The 24,355-nt window shown below is 69.9% G+C and carries 23 protein-coding genes; 7 read left to right on the top strand and 16 right to left on the bottom strand.

Going from position 1 to position 24,355, the window contains the following annotated elements; genetic code table 11:
- Nucleotides 1-43 precede the first annotated feature (43 nt).
- The 3 genes from FHR19_RS05850 to FHR19_RS05840 are packed head-to-tail and all read right to left on the bottom strand — an operon-like array spanning nt 44 to nt 3,752.
- Nucleotides 44-1,276: a PepSY-associated TM helix domain-containing protein gene (locus FHR19_RS05850; RefSeq protein ID WP_184025480.1), complete on the bottom strand. Its 1,233-nt coding sequence runs from the start codon at nt 1,274-1,276 to the stop codon at nt 44-46.
- Nucleotides 1,276-3,291, bottom strand: coding sequence for a TonB-dependent receptor family protein (locus FHR19_RS05845; protein ID WP_184025477.1), 2,016 nt, complete (start codon nt 3,289-3,291; stop codon nt 1,276-1,278). The genes FHR19_RS05850 and FHR19_RS05845 overlap by 1 nt, the downstream gene beginning before the upstream one ends.
- A 50-nt stretch (nt 3,292-3,341) precedes the next feature.
- Nucleotides 3,342-3,752 (bottom strand): DUF2946 family protein, encoded by a 411-nt coding sequence (locus FHR19_RS05840; protein ID WP_246359292.1) that lies wholly within the window; start codon nt 3,750-3,752, stop codon nt 3,342-3,344.
- An 85-nt stretch (nt 3,753-3,837) separates the two neighbouring features.
- Between FHR19_RS05840 and FHR19_RS05835 the strand changes: the two genes are divergently transcribed.
- Entirely contained in the window at nt 3,838-4,536 is a 699-nt protein-coding gene (locus FHR19_RS05835; protein ID WP_184025474.1) for an META domain-containing protein, read from the top strand.
- A gap of 155 nt (nt 4,537-4,691) precedes the next feature.
- Here FHR19_RS05835 and FHR19_RS05830 read toward each other — a convergent pair whose 3' ends face one another.
- From FHR19_RS05830 to recR, 3 genes are read right to left on the bottom strand one after another with little or no spacing between them, the layout of a single operon-like run.
- On the bottom strand, nt 4,692-6,092 hold the full coding sequence (locus FHR19_RS05830) for a DNA recombination protein RmuC (RefSeq protein WP_184025472.1): 1,401 nt from the start codon (nt 6,090-6,092) through the stop codon (nt 4,692-4,694).
- A 59-nt stretch (nt 6,093-6,151) separates the two neighbouring features.
- Nucleotides 6,152-6,679: a peptide deformylase gene (gene def / locus FHR19_RS05825; protein ID WP_184025470.1), complete on the bottom strand. Its 528-nt coding sequence runs from the start codon at nt 6,677-6,679 to the stop codon at nt 6,152-6,154.
- A 31-nt stretch (nt 6,680-6,710) separates the two neighbouring features.
- Entirely contained in the window at nt 6,711-7,307 is a 597-nt protein-coding gene (gene recR / locus FHR19_RS05820) for a recombination mediator RecR (RefSeq protein ID WP_184025468.1), read from the bottom strand.
- A gap of 54 nt (nt 7,308-7,361) precedes the next feature.
- On the opposite strand from recR, the gene fmt reads away from it, so the two are divergent.
- Together fmt and truA are read left to right on the top strand one after the other, a co-directional pair.
- Nucleotides 7,362-8,273, top strand: a complete 912-nt coding sequence (fmt, locus tag FHR19_RS05815; RefSeq protein ID WP_184025466.1) for a methionyl-tRNA formyltransferase — start codon at nt 7,362-7,364, stop codon at nt 8,271-8,273.
- Entirely contained in the window at nt 8,270-9,037 is a 768-nt protein-coding gene (gene truA, locus FHR19_RS05810) for a tRNA pseudouridine(38-40) synthase TruA (RefSeq protein ID WP_184025464.1), read from the top strand. The genes fmt and truA overlap by 4 nt, the downstream gene beginning before the upstream one ends.
- A 54-nt stretch (nt 9,038-9,091) precedes the next feature.
- On the opposite strand, the gene FHR19_RS05805 is transcribed toward truA, so the two are convergent.
- The 8 genes from FHR19_RS05805 to FHR19_RS05770 all read right to left on the bottom strand — a co-directional run bounded on the left by FHR19_RS05805 (nt 9,092) and on the right by FHR19_RS05770 (nt 17,749).
- Nucleotides 9,092-10,294: a class I SAM-dependent RNA methyltransferase gene (locus tag FHR19_RS05805; RefSeq protein ID WP_184025462.1), complete on the bottom strand. Its 1,203-nt coding sequence runs from the start codon at nt 10,292-10,294 to the stop codon at nt 9,092-9,094.
- Complete coding sequence (locus tag FHR19_RS05800) at nt 10,285-11,646, bottom strand: NAD(P)H-hydrate dehydratase (protein ID WP_184025460.1); 1,362 nt, start codon at nt 11,644-11,646, stop codon at nt 10,285-10,287. The genes FHR19_RS05805 and FHR19_RS05800 overlap by 10 nt, the downstream gene beginning before the upstream one ends.
- Complete coding sequence (locus tag FHR19_RS17480; protein WP_343053174.1) at nt 11,633-12,010, bottom strand: hypothetical protein; 378 nt, start codon at nt 12,008-12,010, stop codon at nt 11,633-11,635. The genes FHR19_RS05800 and FHR19_RS17480 overlap by 14 nt, the downstream gene beginning before the upstream one ends.
- An 11-nt stretch (nt 12,011-12,021) precedes the next feature.
- A complete protein-coding gene (locus tag FHR19_RS05790) occupies nt 12,022-12,735 on the bottom strand; it encodes an N-formylglutamate amidohydrolase (RefSeq protein WP_184025457.1) in 714 nt (237 codons plus the stop codon).
- Nucleotides 12,732-13,463 carry an enoyl-CoA hydratase/isomerase family protein gene (locus FHR19_RS05785; RefSeq protein WP_184025454.1) on the bottom strand — a complete coding sequence of 244 codons (732 nt, stop codon included), beginning with the start codon at nt 13,461-13,463 and terminating at the stop codon, nt 12,732-12,734. The genes FHR19_RS05790 and FHR19_RS05785 overlap by 4 nt, the downstream gene beginning before the upstream one ends.
- Nucleotides 13,464-13,664: 201 nt before the next feature.
- Nucleotides 13,665-14,489 carry a 4-(cytidine 5'-diphospho)-2-C-methyl-D-erythritol kinase gene (locus FHR19_RS05780; protein WP_184025451.1) on the bottom strand — a complete coding sequence of 275 codons (825 nt, stop codon included), beginning with the start codon at nt 14,487-14,489 and terminating at the stop codon, nt 13,665-13,667.
- A 1-nt stretch (nt 14,490) separates the two neighbouring features.
- Nucleotides 14,491-16,059, bottom strand: coding sequence for a tetratricopeptide repeat protein (locus FHR19_RS05775; protein ID WP_246359362.1), 1,569 nt, complete (start codon nt 16,057-16,059; stop codon nt 14,491-14,493).
- Nucleotides 16,060-16,087: 28 nt separating this feature from the next.
- On the bottom strand, nt 16,088-17,749 hold the full coding sequence (locus FHR19_RS05770) for an electron transfer flavoprotein-ubiquinone oxidoreductase (protein ID WP_184025445.1): 1,662 nt from the start codon (nt 17,747-17,749) through the stop codon (nt 16,088-16,090).
- A 114-nt stretch (nt 17,750-17,863) separates the two neighbouring features.
- On the opposite strand from FHR19_RS05770, the gene FHR19_RS05765 reads away from it, so the two are divergent.
- The 4 genes from FHR19_RS05765 (at nt 17,864) to FHR19_RS05750 (ending at nt 21,573) form a co-directional block, all read left to right on the top strand.
- The gene (locus FHR19_RS05765; protein WP_184025442.1) at nt 17,864-18,574 is read left to right on the top strand and encodes a uracil-DNA glycosylase family protein; all 711 of its coding nucleotides are present in this window, start codon (nt 17,864-17,866) and stop codon (nt 18,572-18,574) included.
- On the top strand, nt 18,574-20,346 hold the full coding sequence (locus FHR19_RS05760) for a lytic transglycosylase domain-containing protein (RefSeq protein WP_184025439.1): 1,773 nt from the start codon (nt 18,574-18,576) through the stop codon (nt 20,344-20,346). The genes FHR19_RS05765 and FHR19_RS05760 overlap by 1 nt, the downstream gene beginning before the upstream one ends.
- Nucleotides 20,330-20,854 carry a molybdenum cofactor biosynthesis protein B gene (gene moaB, locus FHR19_RS05755; protein ID WP_184025437.1) on the top strand — a complete coding sequence of 175 codons (525 nt, stop codon included), beginning with the start codon at nt 20,330-20,332 and terminating at the stop codon, nt 20,852-20,854. The genes FHR19_RS05760 and moaB overlap by 17 nt, the downstream gene beginning before the upstream one ends.
- 122 nt (nt 20,855-20,976) lie before the next feature.
- Nucleotides 20,977-21,573 (top strand): L,D-transpeptidase family protein, encoded by a 597-nt coding sequence (locus FHR19_RS05750; RefSeq protein WP_425505944.1) that lies wholly within the window; start codon nt 20,977-20,979, stop codon nt 21,571-21,573.
- 13 nt (nt 21,574-21,586) lie between these two features.
- Here the strand turns inward: FHR19_RS05750 and rnr are convergent, their stop codons facing one another.
- Nucleotides 21,587-23,845, bottom strand: coding sequence for a ribonuclease R (gene rnr / locus FHR19_RS05745; RefSeq protein ID WP_184025433.1), 2,259 nt, complete (start codon nt 23,843-23,845; stop codon nt 21,587-21,589).
- A gap of 46 nt (nt 23,846-23,891) precedes the next feature.
- Nucleotides 23,892-24,335, bottom strand: coding sequence for a hypothetical protein (locus FHR19_RS05740; RefSeq protein ID WP_184025431.1), 444 nt, complete (start codon nt 24,333-24,335; stop codon nt 23,892-23,894).
- Nucleotides 24,336-24,355 lie beyond the last annotated feature (20 nt).

Genomic DNA, 24,355 nt, shown 5'->3' with positions numbered 1-24,355 from the left:
TCCTCTCCCTCCGGCCGCACCGTTACCGCTATCACCGCCCCGGTCAATCGGCGAGACGCCGCCCCGCTCGCTCGACCAGCAGCGCCGCCAGCATCGTGAGTCCGGTCAGCGGAAACAACAGCCCAGCCCCCGCCATCAGCGCCGCGAGCCCCCGCCCGCTGCGCCCCGGCGGCAGGCCGAGGCCCTTCGGCCGCCGCTTGAGCCACATCACCGGCGCACTGATGACGAGCAGCAGGATCGCCGCGCAGCCGGCGAGCATGACGAGGCGGTTGACCTCGCCATATTGCTGGCCCTGATGGACGGCGATGCCCCATTCGATCGCCTGTGCTGCTCCGCCGAAGTCCGCGTAGCGCGCGTCTTGAAGCACGCGGCCCAACCCCGCATCGACATAGACCGCGCGCGCGTCGTCGGCGCGGACGACCGGCGCGGTCACGAGATAGGGCGCGCCGGGTGTCGCGGGAAAGGACAGCGTCCAGCCGCCGCGCAAGCCCGCCGCCGCCAGCGCGCGATCGGGGCCGATATCGCCGCCATGCCCCATCGGCACGCCCGCGCGCTGCATCGACCAGGGGAGCGTCGCCGCGCCGCCATGCTCGCCATGCCCGCCCGGCGCGGGCGATTTCGGCCGCCCCCATCCTTGCGCCGCGACGATCCCCTGAAGTCCCTTGCCCCACACGCCGCTCCACGGCATCCCCGTGACCGCGAGGAACAGGATCACCGCCCCCGCGACGATGCCGGTCGAGGCATGCAGGTCGCGCCAGAAGCGCCGCCCGCGCACCGGCCCGCGCGCGCCGAACCCCGGCTTCGAGGCCCAGAGCCAGACGCCGGTCAGCACCAGCACGATCGTCCACCCCGCCGCGATCTCGATCACCGCGTTGCCCACTGGGCCAGTAATGACCAGACTGTGAAGCTCGCGCACCAGCCCCATCAACCCGCCCGGCCGGGTGGTGCCGAGCACGCGCCCGTCGCCTGGATCGACGAACGTCGTCCGCTTCGCGCCATCGGGAAGCGCGATCGTCATCCGCCAGCTTTCGGGCGCGACGGGCTTCGCGATCTGCGTCACCCGCCCGCCTGTCTGGTCGGACACACGCTTCGCCAGCACCGACAGCGGCAGCGCCGGCCGCGCCTCGACTCGCAGCCAGTCGGCATAGACCGCGCGCTCGATCTCCGGCTTGTAGAGATAGAGCCCACCCGTCACCGCGAGCCAGGCGAGGAACGGCAGCACCAGCAGCCCCGCGACGAGGTGCCACCGCCATACCGAACGATAGAGCCCGTCCATCAGAACCGCCCCCGAATGCCGCCGAACACCGCGCGGCGCTCTACGGGATAGTAGATCACCGACGCATCGGTCGCGCGGGTGACGGCGGAAATGTCGCCGATCGCTCGTTTGCCCGTCAGGTTTCGGGCTTCGACGAACAGGCTCAGCCCGTCGCCGACTTCCGCCTGTGCGCCAAGGCCGATCAGCGCGTAACCCGGCGCCTTCACGGTGTTGGCGTAATCGGCCCATGCTCCCTGCGGCACCCATTCGATATTGGGCGTGACGCTCAGCGCCTCGGTCCCCAGCCGCACTTCGCCGCGATAGAGGTGCCGCGCCACCACCGGCAACCGGTTGTCCCCGAACTGCGCGTCGTCGCGGAAGCGGAAGTCGTTGAGCTGGTACACCTGCCGCACCCGCAGCCACGGCGCGGGGGTCAGGTCCAGCCCCGCCTCGATCCCCTGATGCCGCGTCCGCCCGGCGTTGAACGTCGCCGCGGGAATGTCGGGCGCCTGGTTGAACTGCAAGAGCTCGCCGCGAATGTCGGCGCGGTAGAGCGTCACGTCCCACGACGCGATCCCCGCCCGCCCGCGCGCGCCGACCTCATAGGTCCAGGCGCGCTGGACGTCGAGATCGACGAACCCCGGCGTCACCGTGCCGCCGACCGCGAACGGCACCTGATTGAGCTCGCTGAACCCCGGCAGTTCGACCGACCGGTTGGCGTTGGCATAGAATTGGACGCCCGGCTTCGGCTCGAACAACAGACCGATCTTCGGCGCCAGCTCGTCGAAGCTCGCCGATCCGCTGCGCGCGGGAGCCAAGCGATTGGCGACCTCGCGCTCGCCATGCGTATAGACGCCGCCGGCGACCAGCGAGAGCGTCGGCACGAACGCGACGCGCAGCTCGCCATAGCTGTCGATCGTCCGCGCCTGTTGCCGCGCATCGGCGGTCAGCGCGCCGCGGCGGCCGGCGACGTTCACATATTGCCGCGCGCGCACGGTGCCGAACCGCGCGGTGGAACCCAGCGCCGCCTCGACCGGCAGCCCGGCAATCTCGCCCGACAGGTCGAGCCGGGCGAAGGCCCCGTAATCCACCGACTTCTGATCGATCACCTGAAAGATCGGATGGTCGAGCTGCTTGTCGTTGAAGAACGCCCCCACCGCCAGCTTGGCCCGCCCCAGATCGATGGTCGTTCGGTTCTGAAGCCGCATCGAATCGATGTCGCGCGCCTGATCCTGCGCGAAGTTGCCGGGCAGCGACAGCGCGGGGGTCGTCAGTGCCTGCGCCCGCGTCAGTGCGCCGGGCAGTTCCTGACGGATATGGTTGGCGCTACCGTAGAAGCGCGTCTCGACGCCCTCGGCGAGCTTTAAGCCGACATTGCCGTTCAGGCGCAGCGACCGGCGCGTCGCATGGCCGCGATCGCCATCCGAGGCATCGCCGGTGATCGCGAGATAGCCGTCCCCCGCCTCCGTCGCCATGCCCGCGGCCAGCTTGCCACGCACGGTGTTCCAGCTGCCGCCATCGACCCGCGCCTCGACCCCCGGCGCCGAACGACCGGTCGGCGTCACCGCGTTGATCGCGCCGCCCAGCGTCGACCCGCCGAAGCGCAGCGCATTGCCGCCGCGATAGACCTCGATCGCCTCGAACACCTGCGGGTCGAGTTCCTGGAAGTCGCCGTTGTTGTCGGCAAGGTTGATCGGGATGCCGTCCTGCATCAGCAGCAGCCCGCGCATGTGAAAGCCGCGGCTGATGCCGGAACCGCGCACGGAGATCCGCACCTCCTGCCCGAAGCGCGGCTGGGTATAGACGCCGGGCGAAAAGGCGAGCGCGTCGCGCAGCGACACCGCCGCCTTGTCGGCGAAGTCCTCCGCCGCAACCACATCGACGCCGCCGGGGGTCTTGCGGATTTCTGTTTCGGCGTCCGCGGCGATGCGCTCGCCGGTGACGACGATGGTCTGCGGGTCATCCTCGCGGGCTTGCGCGGGCAGCGCGAGCGCGAGCAGCGACGCGCCGGCAAGGGCGCGCGTGAAAACGGTCATGTGAAACTTCCTCGATCGAATGGAGGCGCGCCGCGGCGGGCGCGCGAACGTCAGGCGATCGAGGGGGCAGGCGGTCCGCGAAGCGGCGGGCGAAGGTGCTGGAGCGCCAGCGGCCGGAACCTCTGGCCACGACGCAAAGCGACGGCGGCGACCATCGCCAGCGCCGCGAGCAGCAGGATCGGGTCCGCCCCGCCCAGGAAGGGCGCGGCGAGCCCGGCAAAGGCACAGGTTGTTCCGGCCTTCTCATGCTCGCCGGGCGCGGGCCGCTGGCTTTTCTCTACAAGGCCCGGGATGGCGATCGTCATCGCGCGCGATCCCTCGCCCGAACAGACCATGACGGTCAGTTGCCCGTCTGCGCCCGTCGTAGTCATGAACCCCGCGGGCACGACGACGCGCAGCAGCATCGCCGCCGCGACGATCAGCGCGGCGATCCAGGCATGGTCGCGGAACAGGCGGCGCATCGACGGCACGCCCGCCCCCTACCCGCCGGCGGCAGCGATGGGCAAGGCCATTGCCCGTTCATCCGCACCGGACCACAAGCGCCGGATGATCCGCATCTTCGCCCCGCTCGTCGCCCTTTCCGCCTGCACCCCGATGGTCGCGCCCGACACCCCCCCGCCCGCTGCCGGCGGCGCACGATACGGCGCGGTGGGGACGGAGCCCTTTTGGTCGCTCGGGCTGGCGGACGGCAAGATGGGCTTCGCCGCGGCCGGCGGCCGCACGATCGCCGTCGCCGCCCCGCCCGCGCGGCCGAGCTTTAACGGCGAACGCTACGTCACCGATCGGCTGACGCTCGACATCACCCATACCCCGTGCAGCGACGGGATGAGCGACAAGCGATACCCCGACACCGTCCTCGTCATCGCCGACGGCCGCGAATACCGGGGCTGCGGCGAGGCAAAGGCCGACAACGCGCTGGAGGCTCGCAACTGGCGGGTAAGCGCGATCCGAGGCGAGGCCCCCGGCGGCCCGCGCCCGGCGACGCTGCGTTTCGATGCCGGACGGCTGACCGGCACGACCGGCTGCAACCGCCTGACCGCGAGCTATAAGCTGGCCGGGAGCGCAGTCACGATCGGCGATGCGACAATGACGCGGATGGCCTGCCCCGGTCCAGCGATGGCACAAGAACAGCGGCTCGCCGCGGCGCTGAAGGGGTCGCTGACGCTGGTGCAGGGCAAGGACGGATTTATGCTCGCCAATGCCGACGGGTCGGCCGCGGTCACGCTGGTGCCCGTGCGGCCGTAGCGGCGGGGCAATCGGGTTCCGCGCTCGCCCCGAATTACCGTACCCCGGCGAAGGCCGGGGTCTAGTTGCGAGGGCGGCCGTTGGATAGTGCGGCGCCGATCACGACCGGCCCGAAACTGGACCCAGGCCTTCGCTGAGGCATGGAAGAGCGGGGTCTACTCCGCCGCCTCGGGCAGCGCCGGCGTCTCCACCTCGACCTTGAGCTTGCTCAGTGGGCGCGGGCTCGCCTCGACCATCGGCAGCGGCTCGATCGACTTGGCCCCGGTGTCGATGTTGAGCGTCTCGAACCGCTTGGCTTGGCTCATCACCTGGCTCTCGATCGAGCCGACGAAGGCGTTGTAGGCGGTCGTCGCGGTCTCGAGATTCTTGCCCAGCTTGGCGATGTGCATCCCCATCGTCGCGACGCGCGCATGAAGCTCGCGGCCCAGTTCGGCGATCTGCCGCGCCTCGCCCGCCAGCTTCTCCTGCCGCCACACCGCCGCGACGGTGCGGGCGATGGCGATCAGGTTGGTCGGCGTCGCGATCAGCACGCGCCGGTCGAACGCATAGTCCCAAAGCTGCGGCTCATGTTCGAGCGCCGCCGACAGGAAATGCTCGCCGGGGACGAACATGATGACGAACTCGGGCGTGTTCTCGAACTGGCCCTGATAGGCCTTGTTGCCGAGCGCGTTGACGTGCGCCTTCATCGAGGAAACGTGCTGGCCGAGGAACGCGGCGCGCTCCACCTCGTCTACCGCGCCATATGCATCCTGATAGGCATTCAATGACACCTTGGCGTCGATCACCAGGATCGAATTGCCCGGCACCTTGACGATCGCATCGGGACGAAGGCGACCGCCCTCGGCCTCGACCGACACTTCCATCATGAAGTCGGTGTGTTCGGCAAGGCCACAGGTCTCGAGCACGTTGCGTAGCTGCTGCTCGCCCCAGCGCCCGCGTGCCTTGGGCGCGGCGCGCAGCGAGTTGACGAGCTTCGCCGCCTCGGCCCGCACGCCCTCCTGCCCCGCGCGCATCCCTTCCATCAGGCCCTTGAGCTGGCCGTACGCCTCGGTCCGCTCCTTCTCGACGCTCTCGATCCGCGATTCGTAGCGCTTGAGCGTCTGTTCGACGGGGGCGAGCAGCGCCTTGATCTTCACCTCGTTGCTGTCGCTCGCCTGATGAAACCGCTCCTGCGCGCGGGCGAGGAAGGCGGCCTGTGCTTCGCCCAGCAGGCGGTTCGACACCTCGGCGAACTGCGCGGCCATCATGTCCTTGGCCGCCTTGAACTCCTCCAGCCGCGCCTCGAACGCCCTCGCGTCGGCCTTCAGCGTGGCGAGGTCCAGCCGCGCGCTGTCGCGCTCGATGCGCAGCGTCTCGTTCTCGCTGACCAGCTCGCCCATCCGGCTCGCCCGGTCGCTGGCGAGCGCGAGGTCGGTGATCGCCTTCTTGAAATCCTCCTCGCGGGCGTCGCGTTCGGCGCGCACGCCCTCCACCCCGCGATTGCCGAGGAACCAGCCCAGCACCGCCCCCACGACGAGCGCGGCGACGACCAGCAGGATGGCAAGAATGGGGTCCATGATGCGCTTCCGGAAACAGGGTGAACGGAGCGCGAACCTAGACGCTCGGGGCTATCCCCTCAAGCCGCCGACTTCCTCAACTTGGCGAGTTTCTTCAGCACCATGTCGCGCTTCAGGCGCGAAAGGTGGTCGATGAACAGCACGCCGTTCAGGTGGTCCATCTCGTGCTGGAGGCAGGTCGACATGAGGCCGTCGAACCATTCCTCGTGGGCATTGCCGTCGAGGTCGAGCCAGCGCGCGCGGCAGCGGTCGGGACGCTCCACCTCGGCGAACATCTCGGGGATCGAGAGGCAGCCTTCCTGATAGCAGCGCTTCTCCTCCGACACCTCGAGGATTTCGGGGTTGATGAAGGCGTGGGGGGCGCGGATCGGCTTGCCCTCCTCGTCCTGCTCTTCCTGAAGGTCGATGACGAGGATGCGCTTGGGCACCGCCACCTGGATCGCGGCGAGGCCGATGCCGGGCGCATCGTACATCGTGTCGAACATGTCGGCGACGAGCGTGCGGACGTCGTCGGTCACCGCCTCGACGGGTTCGGAGACGAGCTTGAGGCGGGGATCGGGGACTTCGATGATGGGTAGAACGGCCATGCGCCTAAAATGGCCGGGCGCGTGCGCGGGGTCAAGCGACGGGGCGCCGCGCCCGGAGCGCCTGTGCCAGCGTGCCCTCGTCCAGATAGTCGAGCTCGCCACCTACCGGCAGACCGTGGGCAAGCTGCGTCACGCGCACCGGGAAGCGTTCGAGCCGGTCGGCGAGGTAGTGGGCCGTGGTCTGTCCCTCCAGCGTCGCGTTCATCGCCAGCACCACCTCGTCCACCCCGCCCGCCTCGATCCGGCGAGCGAGCGCGTCGATGGAGAGGTCCTCCGGCCGCACCCCCTCCAGCGCCGACAACCGGCCGCCGAGGACGTGGAAGCGCCCCGGAAACAGCCTCGATCGCTCCAGCGCCCAGAGATCGGCGACTTCCTCCACCACGCACAGCGACTTGGGATCGCGGCGACCGTCCGCGCAGATCGAGCACGGATCAGTCGTATCGACATTGCCGCAGACGCTGCACGTCGCCAGCCGCTCCCCCACCGCGGTCAGGGCCGACAGGAGCGGCACCAGTGCGGTCTCGCGCCGCTTGATGAGGTGCAGCACCGCGCGCCGTGCCGATCGGGGGCCGAGACCGGGAAGCCGCGAGAGCGCCTGCGTCAGCGCGTCGATTTCGGGAGAAGCCATGCGGCCCCAAGATAGGGGGTTGCGCCGCCCCCTGCCAAGCGGTGAAGGGGGGCCATGCGGATCGTCTTCATGGGCACGCCCCAGTTCGCCGTGCCGGTACTCGAAGCGTTGGCCGATGCGGGCCACGACATCGTCGCCTGCTATTCGCAGCCGCCGCGCCGGGCGGGGCGCGGCAAGGCACTCACCCCCTCCCCCGTGCATTCGCGCGCGGAGGCGATGGGCATACCCGTCCTGACGCCCGTCTCGCTTCGCGATCTGGCGGCGCAGGTCGCGTTCGCCGCGCACGACGCCGATGTGGCGGTGGTCGCCGCCTATGGCCTCATCTTGCCCCGCGCAGTGCTCGCCGCCCCGCGCCTCGGCTGCCTCAACGTCCATGCCTCGCTACTGCCGCGCTGGCGGGGGGCCGCACCGATCCAGCGCGCGATCCTGGCGGGCGACGCCGAGACCGGCGTCGGTATCATGCAGATGGAGGCGGGGCTGGATACTGGTCCGGTGCGGCTGGAAAAGCGGACGCCGGTCGCGGGCAAGACCGCTGGCGAGCTGACCGCCGAACTGGCGGCGCTGGGCGCGGCGGCTATGGTCGAGGTGCTCGCGAACCCCGACGCCTACCCGCCGGTGCCGCAGCCGAGTGAGGGCATCACCCACGCGGCCAAGATCGACAAGGTCGAAGCACGGCTCGACTTCACCGGCCCGGCGACGCAGGCCGAGCGACAGGTTCGCGCCTTCAACCCCGCGCCCGGCGCATTCTTCGAGGTGAACGGCGAGCGCATCCGCGTGCTTGCCGCCGATGCGGTCGAGGGCGACGCGCCCGCCGGGACCGCTTTGGCCCGCCCCAGCGACTTCGCGATTGGATGCGGCGAGGGCGTGCTGGTCCCCACGCTCGTCCAGCGCGCGGGTCGCGCCGCCATGACACCGGCCGAGCTTATCCGCGGCTTCGCGATCCCCGACGGCACGAAACTCACGTGACGCGCTTTGCCCTGACGATCGAGTGGGACGGCCGCCCCTTCATGGGCTGGCAGCACCAGAAGCACGGGCCGAGCGTACAGGCGGCGATCGAGGATGCCGCGCACGCCATCACCGGCGAGGATGTGCTCGTCCACGCCGCCGGCCGCACCGATGCGGGCGTTCACGCGCTCGGCATGCGCGCGCATTGCGATATTGAAAAGCCCATCGAGCCGTTCCGACTGATGGAGGCGCTGAACGCGCGGCTGCGGCCCAATCCAGTCGCGGTGCTGACGTGCGAGGTCGTGCCCGACGACTGGCACGCGCGCTTCTCGTGCGTCGCGCGGCATTACGAATATCGCATCCGGACGCGCCGCGCGTCGCTGACGATCGAGAAGGGGTTCGCGTGGCGTGTCGCCCCGCCGCTCGACGCGGGCGCGATGGCGGCGGGGGCGGCGATGCTGGTCGGGCGGCATGACTTCACCACCTTCCGCTCGGCGCATTGCCAGGCGGACAGTCCGCTGCGAACGCTCGACCGGCTCGACGTGGTGGCGGAGGGCGACCTGATCCGCATCTTCGCCTCGGCGCGGTCGTTCCTCCATCATCAGGTGCGCTCGATGGTCGGCTGCCTCGCGCTCGTCGGCCAGGGCCGCTGGTCGCCCGAAGATGTGCGCGCGGCGCTCGAGGCAAAGGACCGCGGCGCGCTGGGCCTCAACGCGCCGCCGGACGGGCTCTATTTTCTGCGCGCCGATTACCCGCCCCGTGCTCCCGCGGAAACGGGAGCCTAGGGCCGCAAACCCGCCGCCTGTGGCTCTGAACTCCCGCTTTCGCGGGAGTACGGCTCAGCGACTGAACGCCCCTACCAACTCGACATGCGTCGACCAGAGGAACTGTCCCACCGGGTACACCCAATCGAGCGTGTAGCCGCCCTCGCACAACATCTTCGAATCACGCGCGAAGCTGCTGGGATTGCACGACACATAGGCAAGCCGCGGTACCTTCGCCCCGGCCAGATTCGCTGCCTGCTCACGCGCGCCCGCGCGGGGCGGATCGAGGACGATCGCGTCGAAGCGGTCCAATTCCTCTACGGTCAGCGGCCGGCGGAACAGGTCGCGGTGGTCGGCGAACACCGCCCGCCCGGCCTGCGCCGCGCCGCCCTTCAGCGACAGGATCGCCTCGCGCGCGCCTTCCGCGGCATAGGCGCGGATGCCGTCGCCTAATCCCAGGGCGAACGTGCCGAGGCCCGCGAATAGATCGGCGACGTTGCGCGCCGGCCCGATCGCCTCGCGCGCCGCGGCGACCAGCGCCGCCTCCCCCTCGCGCGTCGCCTGGAGGAACGAGCCGGCGGGTAGCGGCACCGCGACGCCGCCCAGCGTCACCGTCACCGGCTCGGGCGCCCAGCGCGCCTCCGGGCCATAGGTGTCGTCGATCGACAACCGCGCGAGCTTGTGCCGACGCGCGAAGGCGGTGATCGCCTCCAACGCCGCCAGCCCCTCGCCAAGCCGCCCTTTCAGCAGCACGTCGACGCCCTGATCCGCCAGCGTCAGGTGCACGTCGATCCGCCCCGATTCGGGCAACTGCGCCGCCAGCAGGCCGCGGAGCGGCTGAAGCAGCGCGAACAATTCAGGCGCGAGGATCCAGCATTCGTCGAGATCGACAAGCGCATGGCTCTGTGCGCGGGTGAAGCCCAGATGCACCTGCCGCCCGCGACGCTCGGCATGAAGAGTCGCGCGGCGGCGCGTCCTGGGCGGGCTGATGATGGGCTGCCGAACGGGTGCGAAGAGGCCCTGCGCCTTCAGCGCACCCTCGACCCGGTCGTGCAGATAGGCGGCATAGGCCGCGTCATCGAGGTGCTGGAGCTGGCAGCCGCCACATTCGGGATAGTGCCGGCACGGCGCGGCGCGGCGATGCGCACCGGCGGCGACGCTGCCGTCCTCGAACACCCGGTCGCCCGGTGCGGCGAGCGGCACGTGCCGGCCGGAGGCGGTAACCCCCTCGCCCCGCGCGGCGACGCGGACGACTTCTTCCTCGGGGCTTACAGACATTCGGCGATCGCGATGGGGATATGCATCGCCAAATCATCGGCGACCAGCGCCGGTCCCGCAAGGGCGGCGGCACGCGCATGCAGCCAGACCGCCTCGCATGCCGCGCGAAACGGCGCTTTCGTCACGGCAAGCCGAGCGGCGACGAGGCCGGCGAGCACGTCACCGGTTCCCGCAGTCGAAAGCCACGATGACGGCCGATGCACCCGCGCCTCTCCCGAGGAGGATGCGACGATCGTCGTCGCGCCCTTCAGGACGACCACCGCGCCGCTGCGCTGCGCGGCGTCGAGCGCGGCGGCGATGCGGTCGCCCGATGGCTCACCGAACAGCCGCGCAAACTCTCCGGCATGCGGTGTGAGGACCGTCGGCGCAGTTCGAAGGCGCAGGGAGTCCGCGTCGATCAACGACAGCGCATCGCCGTCGAGGACCAAAGTGAGGTCACTTGACAGCCATTCTTCACATAGCGTGCAAGCCATATCGCCACGTCCCAGGCCCGGCCCCACCAGCACCGCCGCAGCGCGCTCGGGGTCGATCGCAGCCCGCTGGACGACGGCATCGAACGGCACGCCCGCATCCTCGCCGGCCAGCACGACATAACCCGCACCTCCCCGCGCCGCCGCTCCCGCTGCCAGCCTCGCCGCGCCGGGCATCGTCCCGGCGACGACGCCGACCAGCCCGCGTGTATATTTGTGATCCGCCGCACCGGGTGCCGCCAGCCGCGGCCGCGCGAGCATGCGGACCGGCGAGTCGACACTCAGGCCGAGCGTGTCGAGCAGCAGCGCTCCCGACGCCCCGATCCCGGCGCCCTGGAAATGCCCGCGCTTGACCGCGCCCAGCGCCAGCGTCGCATCGGCCCGCAAGACGATGCCCCGCGCCTCGCCGCTATCGGCATCGAGGCCGGAGGCGATGTCGATCGCCAGCACGAAGTCGGCACCCGCGCGCAATCGCTCGATCGCCGCCGCCGGCGCGCCAGTGATCGCGCGCGACAGGCCGATGCCGAACAAACCGTCGACGACGAGCGGCCGCACCGGCGCTTCGTGCAGCGCGACGGTCGCGCCGGACCAGCGCGATCGCATCGCCGCGGCACCGCCACCCGCCTGACCGAGCGCGGCAACGACGACATCGAAGCCTTGCTCAGCCAGAAACCGTGCAGCGCCAAAGGCATCGCCGCCATTGTTCCCGGCGCCGGCGAGCACGGTGATCGGCCGCCCCATCGCAAAGCGCGCCGCCTCTCGCGCGATGGCGCGGGCGGCAGCCTCCATCAGCGCAGTCTGGCTGGCCCCGCCGGCAAAGCACGCCGCCTCCGCCGCGCGCATTTCGGCCGCGGTGACGATCGGCGCATCAACCGGGCGCATCAGGCACCTTAGCCGCTGCGGGCAAACGATAGCGTGCGCCGCCCACCTCGACCTCGATCACCGCGCCGCGGGTCCGCACGATCGCTGGTGCCGCGCCGTCGGCAGCCGCGATCCCGCGCCCGTCGGCAGCAACGCGCAGCCTGTGGAAGCCACCATCTGGCAATCGGACCGTCAGCACGGTGCCCTTCGCATCCACGGCCCGCTCGACTGCGCACATCCGCCGGAACTCGGCCTCACCCGGGGGTGCGCAGAGAATGCGGCCATCGGGCGCGCCGGGCGCGGGCGCAGCGGCCTCGGCGACCGATTGCGGTTGGTCGGGTGCATCGCTGCCGCCGCAGCCGGCGAGCAACAGTCCGATTGCCACGATCGATCCTCTCACGCACCACCTCCCGTTTCCGCCCTGGCCCGCTCTATCAGCGGGGCAAGGATCTTCGTCCAGCGCGCAACCCCCGCCGTGTCGGCGATCAGGTTGTTGCGCACCTCGATCGAGACGCAGGCGATTCCCTGCGCCTCGCCATGCCGGTTGAGCGTCGCGTTAAGCATCCGCCCGGAATAGGGCGCATTGTCGCCCGTCTCGACCCCCGCCGCGCGGAGGCCCGCGATCATGATCGCCGCCGCCCGGTCGTCGCGATTGTAGAGAACACCCGCCTCCAGCATCCTCGGGGCCGCGCCGCGCAGTTGGCGAGTGAAGCTGTGGATCGCGACGATCAGGCGCGGGCGGCGCGTCCGCACTTCGCACGCGACCAACGCATGATAGGGCGCGTGAAAACGGGCGATCCGGTCGAAACGGTCGGCGCCGACATTGCCGGGGACGGCGACCTGATCGCTTTCGACCGGCACCAGGGCGGGATGATCGGGCTCCCGATGCAGGTCGATGACCAGCCGCGAGACGGTGGCGAGGATCGCCGGTGCGCCCAGCGCCGCGGAAAGTGCGCGGGTCAGCGGCTCGGCGCCGATATCGATCGCCATGTGCTCGCCCATCACCGCCGGCTCGACGCCGAGGTCGATGCCGTCAGGCACCGCGTTCGACGCGTGATCGCACAGCAGGAGGATGTCGCGCGCGCCGTCGATGACGATCGGTGCACTCATGCGAAACGCGCCGCGCGACGCTCGCGATGCGCGGCTAGCCCCTCGGCCAGATCGGGACCCGCGAACAAGGCGTCGAATGACGCATCGGGATCGCCGTTGCCTTTGCTCAGCACCGACTTCAGCATCCGTATCGATAGAGTTGATTTATCGGCAATTTCTCTCGCCAGGATCGTCGCCTCCGTCCACGGCTCGGCGGCGACCGTCTCGACCAGGCCGATCACTGACGCGCGGTGCGCCTCGATGACCTCTGCGGCATAGAGCATCCGCGCCGCCTGCCCACGGCCGACCAGCACGGCGAGGCGGGCGATGTCCTGCGCCGGATAGCCGATGCCGAGCCGGGACGGGGTCACCGCGAACCGTGCCCGCTCGCCTGCGACGCGGATATCGGCCGCGAGGGCTAGCGCCACCCCCGCGCCATAGCAACCGCCGGCGATGACGGCGATGACAGGGATGGGCACCGCCGCCAGCGCGTCGATGCCGACGCGCATCGCCTGCCGGAACCGGGCGGCAGCGGCCGGCTCTTGGCGGAAGCCGTCGAACTCGCCGAGGTCGGCACCGGCCGAAAAGTCGGCTGCCCCCCCGATCAGCAGCACGCGGGCCTCGCGCGGCAACGCGGTCACGGACGTCGCCAACCGATCCCACTCGGCAACGGGGATCGCATTGCGCCGCGCCGGCGCGTCGATCGTCAGGCGGGCGATGCCCGGCTCGGGCGTGTCGAGGAAGAACATCGGCGGCAGCGATGCCGCATCGCGCGGCGGCTGTCACGCCCGGCGGCCGGCGAGGGAGGTGGCGGGGTCCGAAGACCCGGCCACCGGCAGGCGATCCGCTCCCGGCGTACGACCCGCTACCCTCACGCTACGCAAGGACCATGCCGATCGATTCGTCCAGCGCGGCGGATCAGCCCGCGTCCCGCGCCGGGACTCCGCCTGTCACGCCAGTACCGTTTTGAGACACCACCACGGCTGATCCGACAGCGCTCTCGCGGCGGCGCCACGTGCCTCGCCTGTGTCGAACAGGGCGAAGCAGGTGGCGCCCGATCCCGACATGCGCGCAAGGACGAGGCCGCTTTGCGTTGCCAGCCGATCGAGCACGCGGTCGATGACGGGCGCGATCGCGCGCGCTGGTGGCTCCAGATCGTTGCGCCCCGCCAGCGCCGCGGCGATCGCATCGCCGTCCGGAATGCCGCCGCGATCGACGCCGTCCCAGCGCGCGAACACCGCGGCAGTCGATACCGGCACCAGCGGATTGACGAGCAGCGCCGGCAGCGGCGGCAGATCGGACAGCGGATCGAGCCGCTCGCCCCGCCCCCGCCCCAGCGCGGCGCGCCCGAGGAGGCAAGCGGGCACGTCGGACCCGAGCGCCTCTGCGCAATCGATCAGCCGCGGATCGTCGGTCGCCACGCCGTGCGCCCGCGCCAGCGCGCGCAGCGTCGCGGCCGCGTCCGCCGATCCGCCGCCAATGCCGGATGCGACCGGCAACCGCTTCACCAATTCGATCGCGGCAGGGGCGACCGGCTTCACCCGCTCGGCGAACAGGCGTTCGGCGCGGGTAACGAGATTGTCGCCCTCCCCCGACAGCCCCGCCGCGAACGGCCCCGTGATCGTCAGGCCGGGCGGCCCTTCCGGATCGAGCCGGATCATGTCGCCGTCGGCGACGAAGGCGAACAGCGTCTCGAGCTCGTGGTAGCCGTCGGGCCGGCGCGCGCGGACGTGGAGCGCCAGGTTGAGCTTGGCGGGGGCAGCCTCTTCGATCATGTCATTCGGCGGCCGGGCCGCGCTCCAGCTTGGCGGCGAGCCGCGTCTTGTCCGCGCCCTCGGCATGCACCGATGCGGCGCGCCAGGCATAGCGCGCCTCGTAGCGCCGGCCGCTCGCCCAATAGGCGTCGCCCAGATGCTCGTTGATCTCGACGTCCCCCGGCTGCGCGGCCGCGGCCTGTTCGAGGAGCGGCAGCGCCTTCGCCGTCTGGCCGCGCCGCGCATAGGCGAAGCCGAGCGAATCGGTGATCGAGGCGTCGTCGGGCTTCAGCCGCCTCGCCTTTTCGAGCAGCGCCTGCGCCTCGGGCAGATCACGCCCGCGCTCGGCCAGCGCATAGCCCAGATAATTGAGCGCCACCGGCTCGTCGGGCGCGAGTTCGACCGCGCGGCGCAGATAGGGCAGCGCCTCCTCGAACCGCCCCGCCTGCTCGATCGCGCCGCCGCGTTGCAGGTTCAGCACCCAGTCGCCCGTGCCGCCCTCTCGCGTCATCGCCGCGCCATAGGCATCCGCTGCCTCACCGAACCGGCCCGACGCGACGAGCAGATCGCCGAGCGTGCGCGCGTCGTCGGCGGTCGCATCCTTCGCCGCCGACCGCTTCGTCGCCAGCGCGATCGCGGCATCGCGCTGGCCCATCCTGTCGAGCACGGCAATGCGCAGCGTGTCGGCCTCCCGCGCCCAGGGGCTCTTCGGGCGAACCTCCTGGATGAGGGCCAGCGCGCGCATCCCCGAACCATCCCGCGACAGCGCATCGGCAAGCAGAAGCCGCGCGCGGTCGTTCGCCGGCTCCAGCATTAGCGCGGTACGCGTGAGCAGGATGACCAGCGGCGACGGCTCCTCCCCCGACAGGTCGCCGGCCAGCCGCGTGAACAACGTCGCCGCCCCGAATGCCGCCCCCGGTTTGGCGCCGCGGCCGAGCGCCGAAAGCTGCGCCCGCGCGGCCGGGTCCTCACCCGCCAGCAGCGCCCGTGCGGTCCTCATGTCGCCGCGCCCGGCATAGAGGCGCGCGGCGGCGATGCGGACATCGAGCCCACCACCCTCGGCGAGCAGCGTCTGGAGCGCCGCGTTCGCTTCCACATCTCGCCTCATCGCAACGAGGATCAGCGCCTTGGCTTCGGCCGAATAGCGGCGCTCGACCGCATTGTCGGCATCCTTGCCCAATTCGGCGAGCGGATCGCCGCCCCCAGTCTCGACCGCGATCCAGGCGCGCAGGACCGGGCCGACGAACGACAGCGGCCCCTGCCCCACCCGCGTTGCGGTGGCGCGTGCGCCGTCCCAGTCGCGCGCCTCGACCTGATCGGCGAAGCGCAGCAGCGCGGCATCGGCGGGCGCGACTCTCGAGGTTTCGAGCACGGTCAGCGCCCGGCGGGCGAGCGCCAAGTCGCCGACCGACACGCCCTCGCGAAACGCCCGGATCGCGATCACCTCGTTGCCCGGATCCGCGGCCAGCGCCAGCGCATAGCCGCGCGCGGCGACGTCGGACGCGCCCTCCGCATCGGCGGCGCGGGCGCGCACATAGGCGGCAAGGTCGCTGCCCCGCGGCGGGTCCGACGCGAACGCCGGAGCCGCCATGCTCACACCGGCTGTGAGGATCAGGACCTTACATGTTCGGATAATTCGGCCCTCCGCCGCCCTCTGGCACCACCCAGTTGATGTTCTGGGTGGGGTCCTTGATGTCGCAGGTCTTGCAGTGGACGCAGTTCTGGGCGTTGATGACGAACTTCGGATCGCCCGTCTCCTCGCCCACTACCTCATAGACTCCCGCCGGACAGTAACGCTGCGCCGGCTCGTCGTACAAGGGCAGGTTGTGCGCGATCGGCACAGCGGGGTCCTTGAGCGTCAGGTGGACCGGCTGGTCCTCCTCATGATTGGTGTTCGAGATGAACACCGAGGAGAGGCGGTCGAACGTCAGCACGCCGTCGGGCTTCGGATAGTCGATCGGCGGCAGCTCGTTCTTCTTCCACAGGCTCTCGTGGTCGGGCTTGTGGTGGAGCGTGAAGGGCATCTTCAAACCCCAATGCTCCAGCCACATGTTGACGCCCGACAGGCCCGAGCCGACCAGATCGCCATACTTCTTGACCAGCGGCACGACGTTGCGGACGCGGAACAGCTCGTCGCGGACCCAGCTATTTTCGTACGCGGTCGTGTAGGCGGTGAGTTCGTCGGCGCGGCGGTCGGCCTGCACCGCCTCGAACGCGGCCTCGGCGGCCATCATGCCCGACTTCATCGCGGTATGTGTGCCCTTGATCCGCGGCACGTTGAGGAACCCCGCCGAACAACCGATCAGCGCGCCGCCGGGGAAGGTCAGCTTCGGCACCGACTGGTAACCACCGTCGTTGATCGCCCGCGCGCCATAAGAGACGCGCTTGCCGCCCTTCAGAAGCTCGGCGATCTCCGGATGCGTCTTCCAGCGCTGCATCTCCTGGAACGGCGAGAGATACGGATTGCGGTAGTTGAGCCAGGTGACATAGCCGAGCGCGACCTGTCCGTTCGCCTGGTGATAGATGAACCCGCCGCCGTTCGAGCCCGGCGTCTCGCTGAGCGGCCAGCCCTGCGTATGGATGACGCGGCCGGGAACGTGCTTTGCGGGATCGATGTCCCACAATTCCTTGACGCCGAGGCCATAGACCTGCGGATCGCAGTTGGCGCGCAGGTCGAACAGCCGCATCAGCTCCTTCGACAGGTGCCCGCGCACCCCCTCGGCGAAGAAGGTGTAGCGCGCGTGGAGCTCCAGCCCCGGCTGCCAGTCGGGCTTGCGCGTGCCGTCGCGGGCGATGCCCATGTCGCCGGTCGCGACGCCCTTGACCGAGCCGTCGTCGTTAAACAGCACCTCGGCCGCGGCGAAGCCGGGGAAGATCTCGACGCCCAGCCCTTCGGCCTGTTCGGCCAGCCAGCGGGTGAGGTTGCCGAGCGAGCCGGTGTAGCAGCCCTTGTTATGCATGAACGGCGGTAGCGCGAACTCGGGCAGGTCGCGCTTGCCGCTCTTCGACAGCACCCAGTGGTGGTTTTCGGTCACCGGCGTTTCGGCGAGCGGACAGCCCACCGTCCGCCATTCGGGCAGCAGTTCGTCGAGCGAGCGCGGGTCGATGACCGCGCCCGACAGGATGTGCGCGCCGACTTCCGACCCTTTTTCCAGCACGCAAACGGCAAGTTCCGAACCGGCATCGTTGGCGAGCTGTTTGAGGCGAATGGCCGCCGACAGGCCCGCCGGCCCGGCGCCGACGATCACCACGTCATAGGGCATCGATTCGCGTTCGCTCATTCACTCTCTCCGTCGCCGGCTCGTTTCCCACCCGTATCGTCGCACGCGCGAGCGGTTTGGCCGCAGTTGCGCTGCACGATGATTGACGCGGGCGTCAAGTTGATAGCTGGGTAGATGGCGATGGGGGCCGATCAATACCACCGATGGGATGAGCTGGCGGCAAGTGCGCTCGAATGGTGGGCGGATGCCGGCGTCGACGCGCTGGTCGAGGACGACGCGCGCGACTGGCTGGCGCGCCCGACCCGTGCCGCCTCCGCTTTCCCCACGCCCGCTGCCGCGCCGATCGAGACCGGACCCACCGATTATGCGAGCTACTGGGCATGGCGGCTCGGCCCGACCGCGCCGGAACAAGGCTGGGGCAACCCGATCCTGCCGCCCGAGGGGCCGCAGGACGCCGACCTCCTGATCCTGGTCGATCAGCCGAATGGCGACACGCTGATCGGCGATATCGAGGGTGCGATGTTCGACCGCATCCTCGCCTCGATCGGGCGATCACGAGAGGATGTGCTGATCGCCGGCCTGGCGATGGCGCGGCCGCTGGCCGATACGCTGTCGCCCGACGCCCTGCCGCCGCTTTCCGCCGCGACTGAACGTCTGCTCTCCCTAACGCCCGCAAAAACCGTACTGATCGTCGGCCATACGACGAGCCGTGCGATCCTTGCGCCGGACGGTGCTCCCGTTCCGCGTGCTTTACATGCCATTAACCGGACTGGCCGAGAGTTGCAGGCACTCGCCATCGCGCACCCGCGCTTCATGATGAAGCATCCGCAGGTGAAGCGAGAGGCGTGGCGTTGTCTGCAATCGCTCCTGGGGGGACAAGCCTGATGCGTATTCGTCTGGGCGCCGTTGCGCTTCTTGCTTCCATGACGCTGCCGGGCCTCGCACTCGCGGCGGGGAACGACGACAAGCTGCCGGTGCGCAGCGCCTCGGCGAACGGCGGCATCCCCGCCCAGCTCGACGATGCACAGCGCGCCGCATACCGCGCGGTGTTCACCGCAATCCGCGAAAGCCGCTGGGCCGATGCGCAGCTTCAGCTCGACGCGATGCGCCCCGGCCCGCTTCACGCGATCGCCCGCGCCGAGATCTATACCGCAAAGGGTTCGCCCAAGGTCGAGCTCACGCCGCTGATGGCGCTGCTGGCCGAGGCGCCCGAACTGCCGCAGGCACCTGCGCTCGCTCGCCTCGCCAAGGTACGCGGGGCCGAAACGCTGCCGACGCTGCCGACGCCGCAGCGGCTGATCTGGGTCGACGGCGCGCCCAATCGTATCCGTACCAAGGGCACCGCCAGCGACGCCGCCGCCGCTGAGCTCGCGACCCGCGCCCAGCCGTTCATCAAGGCCGACGACGGCGCCGCTGCCGAGGCACTGGTCAGCGAATATGAAAGCCGCCTGACGCCCGAGGCGCTGACCGAGTGGCGCCAGCGCGTGGCGTGGATGTATTTCCTGACCGGCGACGATGCCAACACCCGCCGCGTCGCTGCCGCCGCGCAGGCAGGCACGGGCGAATGGGTGCCGCAGGCCGACTGGGTGCAGGGCCTCGCCGCCTGGCGCCAGAACGACTGCAAGGCGGCGCAGATCGCCTTTGCCGCGGTGGCGCAGCGCGCCAGCGACGTCGACCTACGCGCCGCCGGCCATTACTGGGCCGCGCGCGCCGACATGGCCTGTGCCCGCCCCGACCTGATCCAGGCGCGGCTCATCGCCGCCAGCCAGTATAACGAAACCTTCTACGGCATGCTCTCGCGCCAAGCGCTGGGCATCGCCGAGGCGACCGACCGCCTGCCCGACCGCACCGCCGGCGCCGACTGGAAGGCGCTGGAACGCCGCCCTAACGTCCGTGTCGCCGCAGCGCTGGTCGAGATCGGCGAGGACGACGAGGCGGCCGAACTGCTGAAGCACCAGGCCAAGATCGGCGACGCCGCCGACTATGCCGCGCTCGCCCGCGTCGCCGGCGCGCTCAACCTGCCCGCGACGCAGATCTGGCTGTCGCACAACTGCCCGCAGGGCGCGACGCCGCAGGTGGCGACCCGCTATCCTGCGCCCAACTGGACGCCCGACGGCGGCTGGCGCGTGGACAAGGCGCTGGTCTATGCCCACACGCTTCAGGAATCGCGCTTCCGCTCGACGGTGGTCAGCCCGGCTGGCGCCTATGGACTGATGCAGATCATGCCGTCGGCCGCCAGCGACATCGCCAAGGCCAAGGGCATGACCGCGGTGGTCGACCGCTCCGCGCTGTCGCGTCCGTCGACCAACATGGAAGTCGGCCAATCCTATCTCGAGAAGCTGCGCGACATGCCGGCGACCGGCGGCCTGCTGCCCAAGGTGATCGCCGCCTATAACGCCGGCCCCTCGCCCGTCGCCGCATGGAACCTGACCTCCAAGGACGGCGGCGACCCGCTCCTGTATATCGAAAGCATCCCTTACTGGGAGACGCGCGGCTACGTCATGACGGTGCTGCGCAACTACTGGATGTACGAGATGCAGGCGGGTAAGGCCTCGGACAGCCGCCATGCGCTGTCGCAGGGCATGTGGCCGCGCTTTCCGGGCATGAAGGGCGCGACCGCGGTTAACTCGCGGGTCGGCAATGCCCGAAGCCGCTAAGGTTTCGCGCCCCGTCCGCATCGCCGTCCTCACCGTCTCCGACACCCGCGGCGCGGCCGACGACCGCTCGGGCGACACGCTGGTCGATCGGCTGACCGCGGCGGGCCATATCCTCGCCGATCGCAGCATCGTGAAGGACGATGCCGAAGTGATCGTCGCCCGCCTCCACGCCTGGATCGACGATCCCGCGGTCGAGGTGGTCGTCACCACCGGCGGCACCGGGGTGACCGGCCGCGACGTGACGCCCGAGGCGGTTGAACGCGTTTGCGACAAGCTCATCCCCGGCTTCGGCGAGCTCTTCCGCTGGCAGAGCTATGCCAAGATCGGCACCTCGACGATCCAGTCGCGCGCCTGTGCCGGGGTCGCACGCGGCACCTACATCTTCGCGCTCCCGGGCTCCACCGGGGCGGTGAAGGACGGGTGGGACGGCATCCTCGCCAGCCAGCTCGACATCGACCACAAGCCCTGCAACTTCGTCGAACTGATGCCGCGGCTCGAGGAGCGTTAACCCTGTAGTCTTTGCTAGGTGACGATCCGTCCCGCGCCGGGACGCACCAAATCGCGCCCTAGTCAAACGGCAGCTCGAAACCGATAATCGCACCTAACGATCGGTAAAAGGGTGCGGCGATGGTGAACGGGCTTCTTCGGTTGGTGCTGGCGGGTCTTGCGACCGCGATGCTGCCCGTCGCCGCGCATGCACGCGGGCCGGCGGTGACCAGCGTCATCTCCCTCGAAAGCCCGCTGGCGCCCGGCGAATATGCCTGGGACGACAAGGGCGTCCCTGCCGGCCCGGTGCGCATCGTCGTCGACCTCGCGACCGAGAAGCTGCACGTCTATCGCAGCGGGGTCGAGATTGGCCGCGCCTACATTCTCTACGGCGCCGATCACAAGCCGACGCCGATGGGCACCTTCCCGATCCTCGAAAAGGATCGCGACCATGTCTCGAACCTCTACAATGCGCCGATGCCGTACATGCTGCGCCTGACCTGGGGCGGCGTCGCGATCCACGGTAGCCAGGTCGAGGCGAACGCCGCCACGCATGGCTGCGTCGGCATCCCCGACGAATTCGCCGCGCTGCTCTTCGCACAGGCGAAGAAGGGCGACCAGGTGCTGGTGACGCGCGGCTGGCGCCCCGACCTCTACAAGGACGAGGCACCCGCGCCGGAGCGGCTGGAAACCGAGGACGGCAGCGAAACGGTCGTGACCGAGGAAATCGTCACGCCCTGAGGTGCAGCCAGCCTCAGCGCTTCTTCTTTCCCTGATGCTTGATGTTCGCCGGCCGCCCGCGGCGCTTCAGCACCCGCGGCGGGCCGCCGCGCCGGCGATCGTCGCCGCGCTCACCGCTCCCCGATCCCTTGCCGTCGGGCAGTTCGAAGCGGAGCGCTCCAGATACCGGGTTTGCCTCGACCAGCCGCAGTTTGAGCTTCTGCCCGAGCGCAAAAAACTCGCCCGTCTCCTCGCCGATCAATCGCTGGCTCGCCTCGTCGTGCCGGAAATATTCGCGGCCTAGGTCGCGCGCGGGGACCAGGCCGTCCCCCCCCACCCCCTCGACCGTCGCGAAGAAGCCGAAGGCGGCGACGCCGGTGATCTTGGCGTCCATCACCTCACCGACATGCTGGGACAAGTACGCGGCGACATAGCGATCGACCGTCTCCCGCTCCGCCTCCATCGCCCGGCGCTCGAGGCTGGAGATCAGCTCGCCCACCCGCTCCATGTTCGCCGCATCCTCCGCCGACAGCCCGCCGGCGCCGAGCTTGTAGGCATCGACAAGCGACCGGTGGACGATCAGATCCGAATAGCGCCGGATCGGCGAGGTGAAATGCGCATAGCTGCCCAGCGCCAGCCCGAAATGGCCCGCATTCTGCGGCCCGTAATAAGCCTGGGTCTGCGTGCGCAGTACCTGCGTCATGATCTCCTCGCGCGCTTCATGCTCCTTGAGCGTGCCGAGAATGTGGTTGAACGTCGCCGGGCGGATCACCTGGCCGAGCGCGAAGCTCATGTCGAAGGTCTTGAGATAGTCCTTGAGCGCGGTCAGCTTCTCGCGGCTTGGCGGCTCGTGGATCCGATACATGACCGGCGCCTTCTTGCGCTCAAGCGCCTTGGCGGCGGCGACATTGGCGGCAATCATGAAATCCTCGATCAGCCGATGCGCGTCGAGCCGCTCGCGCGGGGCGACCGACAGAATGTGGCCCTGTTCGTCGAGGACCACCCGCCGCTCGGGCAGATCAAGGTCTAGCGGACTGCGCTTGTCACGCGCGCGGGACAATGCCGCCCAGCAATCCCAGAGCGGGAGCAATGCGGTCTTCGTGAGGTCGGCATCGACCGTCTCCGGCGTCTCACCCGCCTTCACCGCATCCACCGCCGCCTGCGCATGCTCATAGGCGATGTTCGCCGCCAGCCGCACGACGGCGCGGGTGAAGCGCCAGTCGAGGATCTCGCCGTCCTTGCCGATGCGCAGGTGGCAGGCCATCGCCGCGCGATCCTGATCGGCCTTCAGCGAGCAGACGTCCGCCGACAGCACTTCGGGCAGCATCGGCACGACGCGGTCGGGGAAATAAACCGAATTGCCGCGCTTCCTCGCTTCCTTGTCGAGGAATGAGCCCGGGCGGACGTAGAAACTAACGTCTGCAATCGCGACGATCGCGCGGAACCCGCCCTCGTTCGCCGGGTCGTCGTCGGCCGTCGCCCAGACCGCGTCGTCATGATCGCGCGCGTCGATCGGGTCGATCGCGACGATCGGCAGGTGGCGCAGGTCCTCGCGGTCGTCGCCGAGCGGCTGACGCGCCACCCGCTCGGCCTCGGCGATCAGTTCGGGCGAGAAGACGTTGGGGATGCCGTGCTTGGCGATGGCGATCATCGAAAAGCTGCGCGGTGCGAACGGATCGCCCAGCCGCTCGACCACCTTCGCCATGATCCGCGGCGGGCGGCCCGTCTTTTCGGCGAGCACCAGGTCGCCGGGCTCCGCGTCGCCGCGATCGACGACCGGCAGGTCGCGGTTCATCTTCTTGTCCAGCCCGGCGAGGAAAAGCCGCCCGCCCTCTTCGCGCAACACGCCGAGGATTTGCTCCTCGCCGCGCGCGAGAGTCTTCATCGGGTGCGCGACCCAGCCGCTGCCCGCCTCTTCGGTCCGCGCGAGGATGCGGTCGCCGGGGCCGAGCGCCGATGCCTTGCGCCCGCGCTCGATCACGCGCAGCCGCGGCTGCGGGATACCCTCCGCCTCCCAGCGTTCAGGCACCGCCCAGACGGTATCGCCATCGGCGTCGGTGACGCGCAGCACCGTTACCTTGGGCACCCCGCCCATCTTGTGGAACGCGCGGCCGGGGGCGATGTCAATCAGTCCCTCGTCGGTCATGTCCTTCAAGAGCGCCTTGAGTGCGATCTTGTCCGCGCCGTGCAAGCCGAAGCCCTTGGCGATCTCCCGCTTCCCCGCGGGCGTGTCCGAACTGGCGATGAAGTCGAGGATCTGCTGGCGGCTCGGGAGCCCGTTCTGGCGTCGCATGGGGCGGAGATAGGGGCTTTGGCCCCGGCGCGCACGAGATTTCACCTCAGCGGCTGAACGCCACCAGCCAGACGGTCGCCATGCCTCCCGAAGCGGGGACAACGAGAACGCGAAAACTGCGGTTGCGGGCGGGATCGTCGGCCCGACCACCCGCGCTGCCGGGACCGGCCAGTGGAGTCCACCAGTCCACCCCCTGCCCGAAATGGCCGATGATCGGATCTTCGCCCGGCCGCGGATCGCGCCCCAGGACGCGCGCGGCAAAACCAGCCGCCTCGGCCGCCGGCGCATCGAACCGAAGCAGCGTCCGGGTATCGACACCGCTTTCGCCGTCGCTGCGGATCGCCGTCGCGTTGCGCGGCAACCGCTTGCCGATGAACCGTTCGACCGCGGCGGGATTGATATTGTCGGCCGAGGCCATGCCCGCTCCTCCACAAGCGCCGAGCCCGAGCATCAGGCTGGCAAGCACGGCAAGGGCGATACGCGATGTCACGCCGACACCGTTCCGCGTCC

The sequence above is a fragment of the Sphingomonas yantingensis genome (assembly GCF_014199325.1).
Taxonomy (GTDB): domain Bacteria; phylum Pseudomonadota; class Alphaproteobacteria; order Sphingomonadales; family Sphingomonadaceae; genus Sphingomonas; species Sphingomonas yantingensis.
This window is presented reverse-complemented; position numbering and strand designations above follow the sequence as displayed.

Excerpts from the sequence above, each read along its gene's own strand:
- FHR19_RS05850 (WP_184025480.1), bottom strand. The coding sequence starts at position 1,276 with ATGGACGGGCTCTATCGTTCGGTATGGCGGTGGCACCTCGTCGCGGGG.
- FHR19_RS05845 (WP_184025477.1), bottom strand. The coding sequence starts at position 3,291 with ATGACCGTTTTCACGCGCGCCCTTGCCGGCGCGTCGCTGCTCGCGCTC.
- FHR19_RS05840 (WP_246359292.1), bottom strand. The coding sequence starts at position 3,752 with ATGCGCCGCCTGTTCCGCGACCATGCCTGGATCGCCGCGCTGATCGTC.
- FHR19_RS05835 (WP_184025474.1), top strand. The coding sequence starts at position 3,838 with ATGATCCGCATCTTCGCCCCGCTCGTCGCCCTTTCCGCCTGCACCCCG.
- FHR19_RS05830 (WP_184025472.1), bottom strand. The coding sequence starts at position 6,092 with ATGGACCCCATTCTTGCCATCCTGCTGGTCGTCGCCGCGCTCGTCGTG.
- def (WP_184025470.1), bottom strand. The coding sequence starts at position 6,679 with ATGGCCGTTCTACCCATCATCGAAGTCCCCGATCCCCGCCTCAAGCTC.
- recR (WP_184025468.1), bottom strand. The coding sequence starts at position 7,307 with ATGGCTTCTCCCGAAATCGACGCGCTGACGCAGGCGCTCTCGCGGCTT.
- fmt (WP_184025466.1), top strand. The coding sequence starts at position 7,362 with ATGCGGATCGTCTTCATGGGCACGCCCCAGTTCGCCGTGCCGGTACTC.
- FHR19_RS05805 (WP_184025462.1), bottom strand. The coding sequence starts at position 10,294 with ATGTCTGTAAGCCCCGAGGAAGAAGTCGTCCGCGTCGCCGCGCGGGGC.
- FHR19_RS05800 (WP_184025460.1), bottom strand. The coding sequence starts at position 11,646 with ATGCGCCCGGTTGATGCGCCGATCGTCACCGCGGCCGAAATGCGCGCG.
- FHR19_RS05790 (WP_184025457.1), bottom strand. The coding sequence starts at position 12,735 with ATGAGTGCACCGATCGTCATCGACGGCGCGCGCGACATCCTCCTGCTG.
- FHR19_RS05785 (WP_184025454.1), bottom strand. The coding sequence starts at position 13,463 with ATGTTCTTCCTCGACACGCCCGAGCCGGGCATCGCCCGCCTGACGATC.
- FHR19_RS05780 (WP_184025451.1), bottom strand. The coding sequence starts at position 14,489 with ATGATCGAAGAGGCTGCCCCCGCCAAGCTCAACCTGGCGCTCCACGTC.
- FHR19_RS05775 (WP_246359362.1), bottom strand. The coding sequence starts at position 16,059 with ATGGCGGCTCCGGCGTTCGCGTCGGACCCGCCGCGGGGCAGCGACCTT.
- FHR19_RS05770 (WP_184025445.1), bottom strand. The coding sequence starts at position 17,749 with ATGAGCGAACGCGAATCGATGCCCTATGACGTGGTGATCGTCGGCGCC.
- FHR19_RS05765 (WP_184025442.1), top strand. The coding sequence starts at position 17,864 with ATGGCGATGGGGGCCGATCAATACCACCGATGGGATGAGCTGGCGGCA.
- FHR19_RS05760 (WP_184025439.1), top strand. The coding sequence starts at position 18,574 with ATGCGTATTCGTCTGGGCGCCGTTGCGCTTCTTGCTTCCATGACGCTG.
- moaB (WP_184025437.1), top strand. The coding sequence starts at position 20,330 with ATGCCCGAAGCCGCTAAGGTTTCGCGCCCCGTCCGCATCGCCGTCCTC.
- rnr (WP_184025433.1), bottom strand. The coding sequence starts at position 23,845 with ATGCGACGCCAGAACGGGCTCCCGAGCCGCCAGCAGATCCTCGACTTC.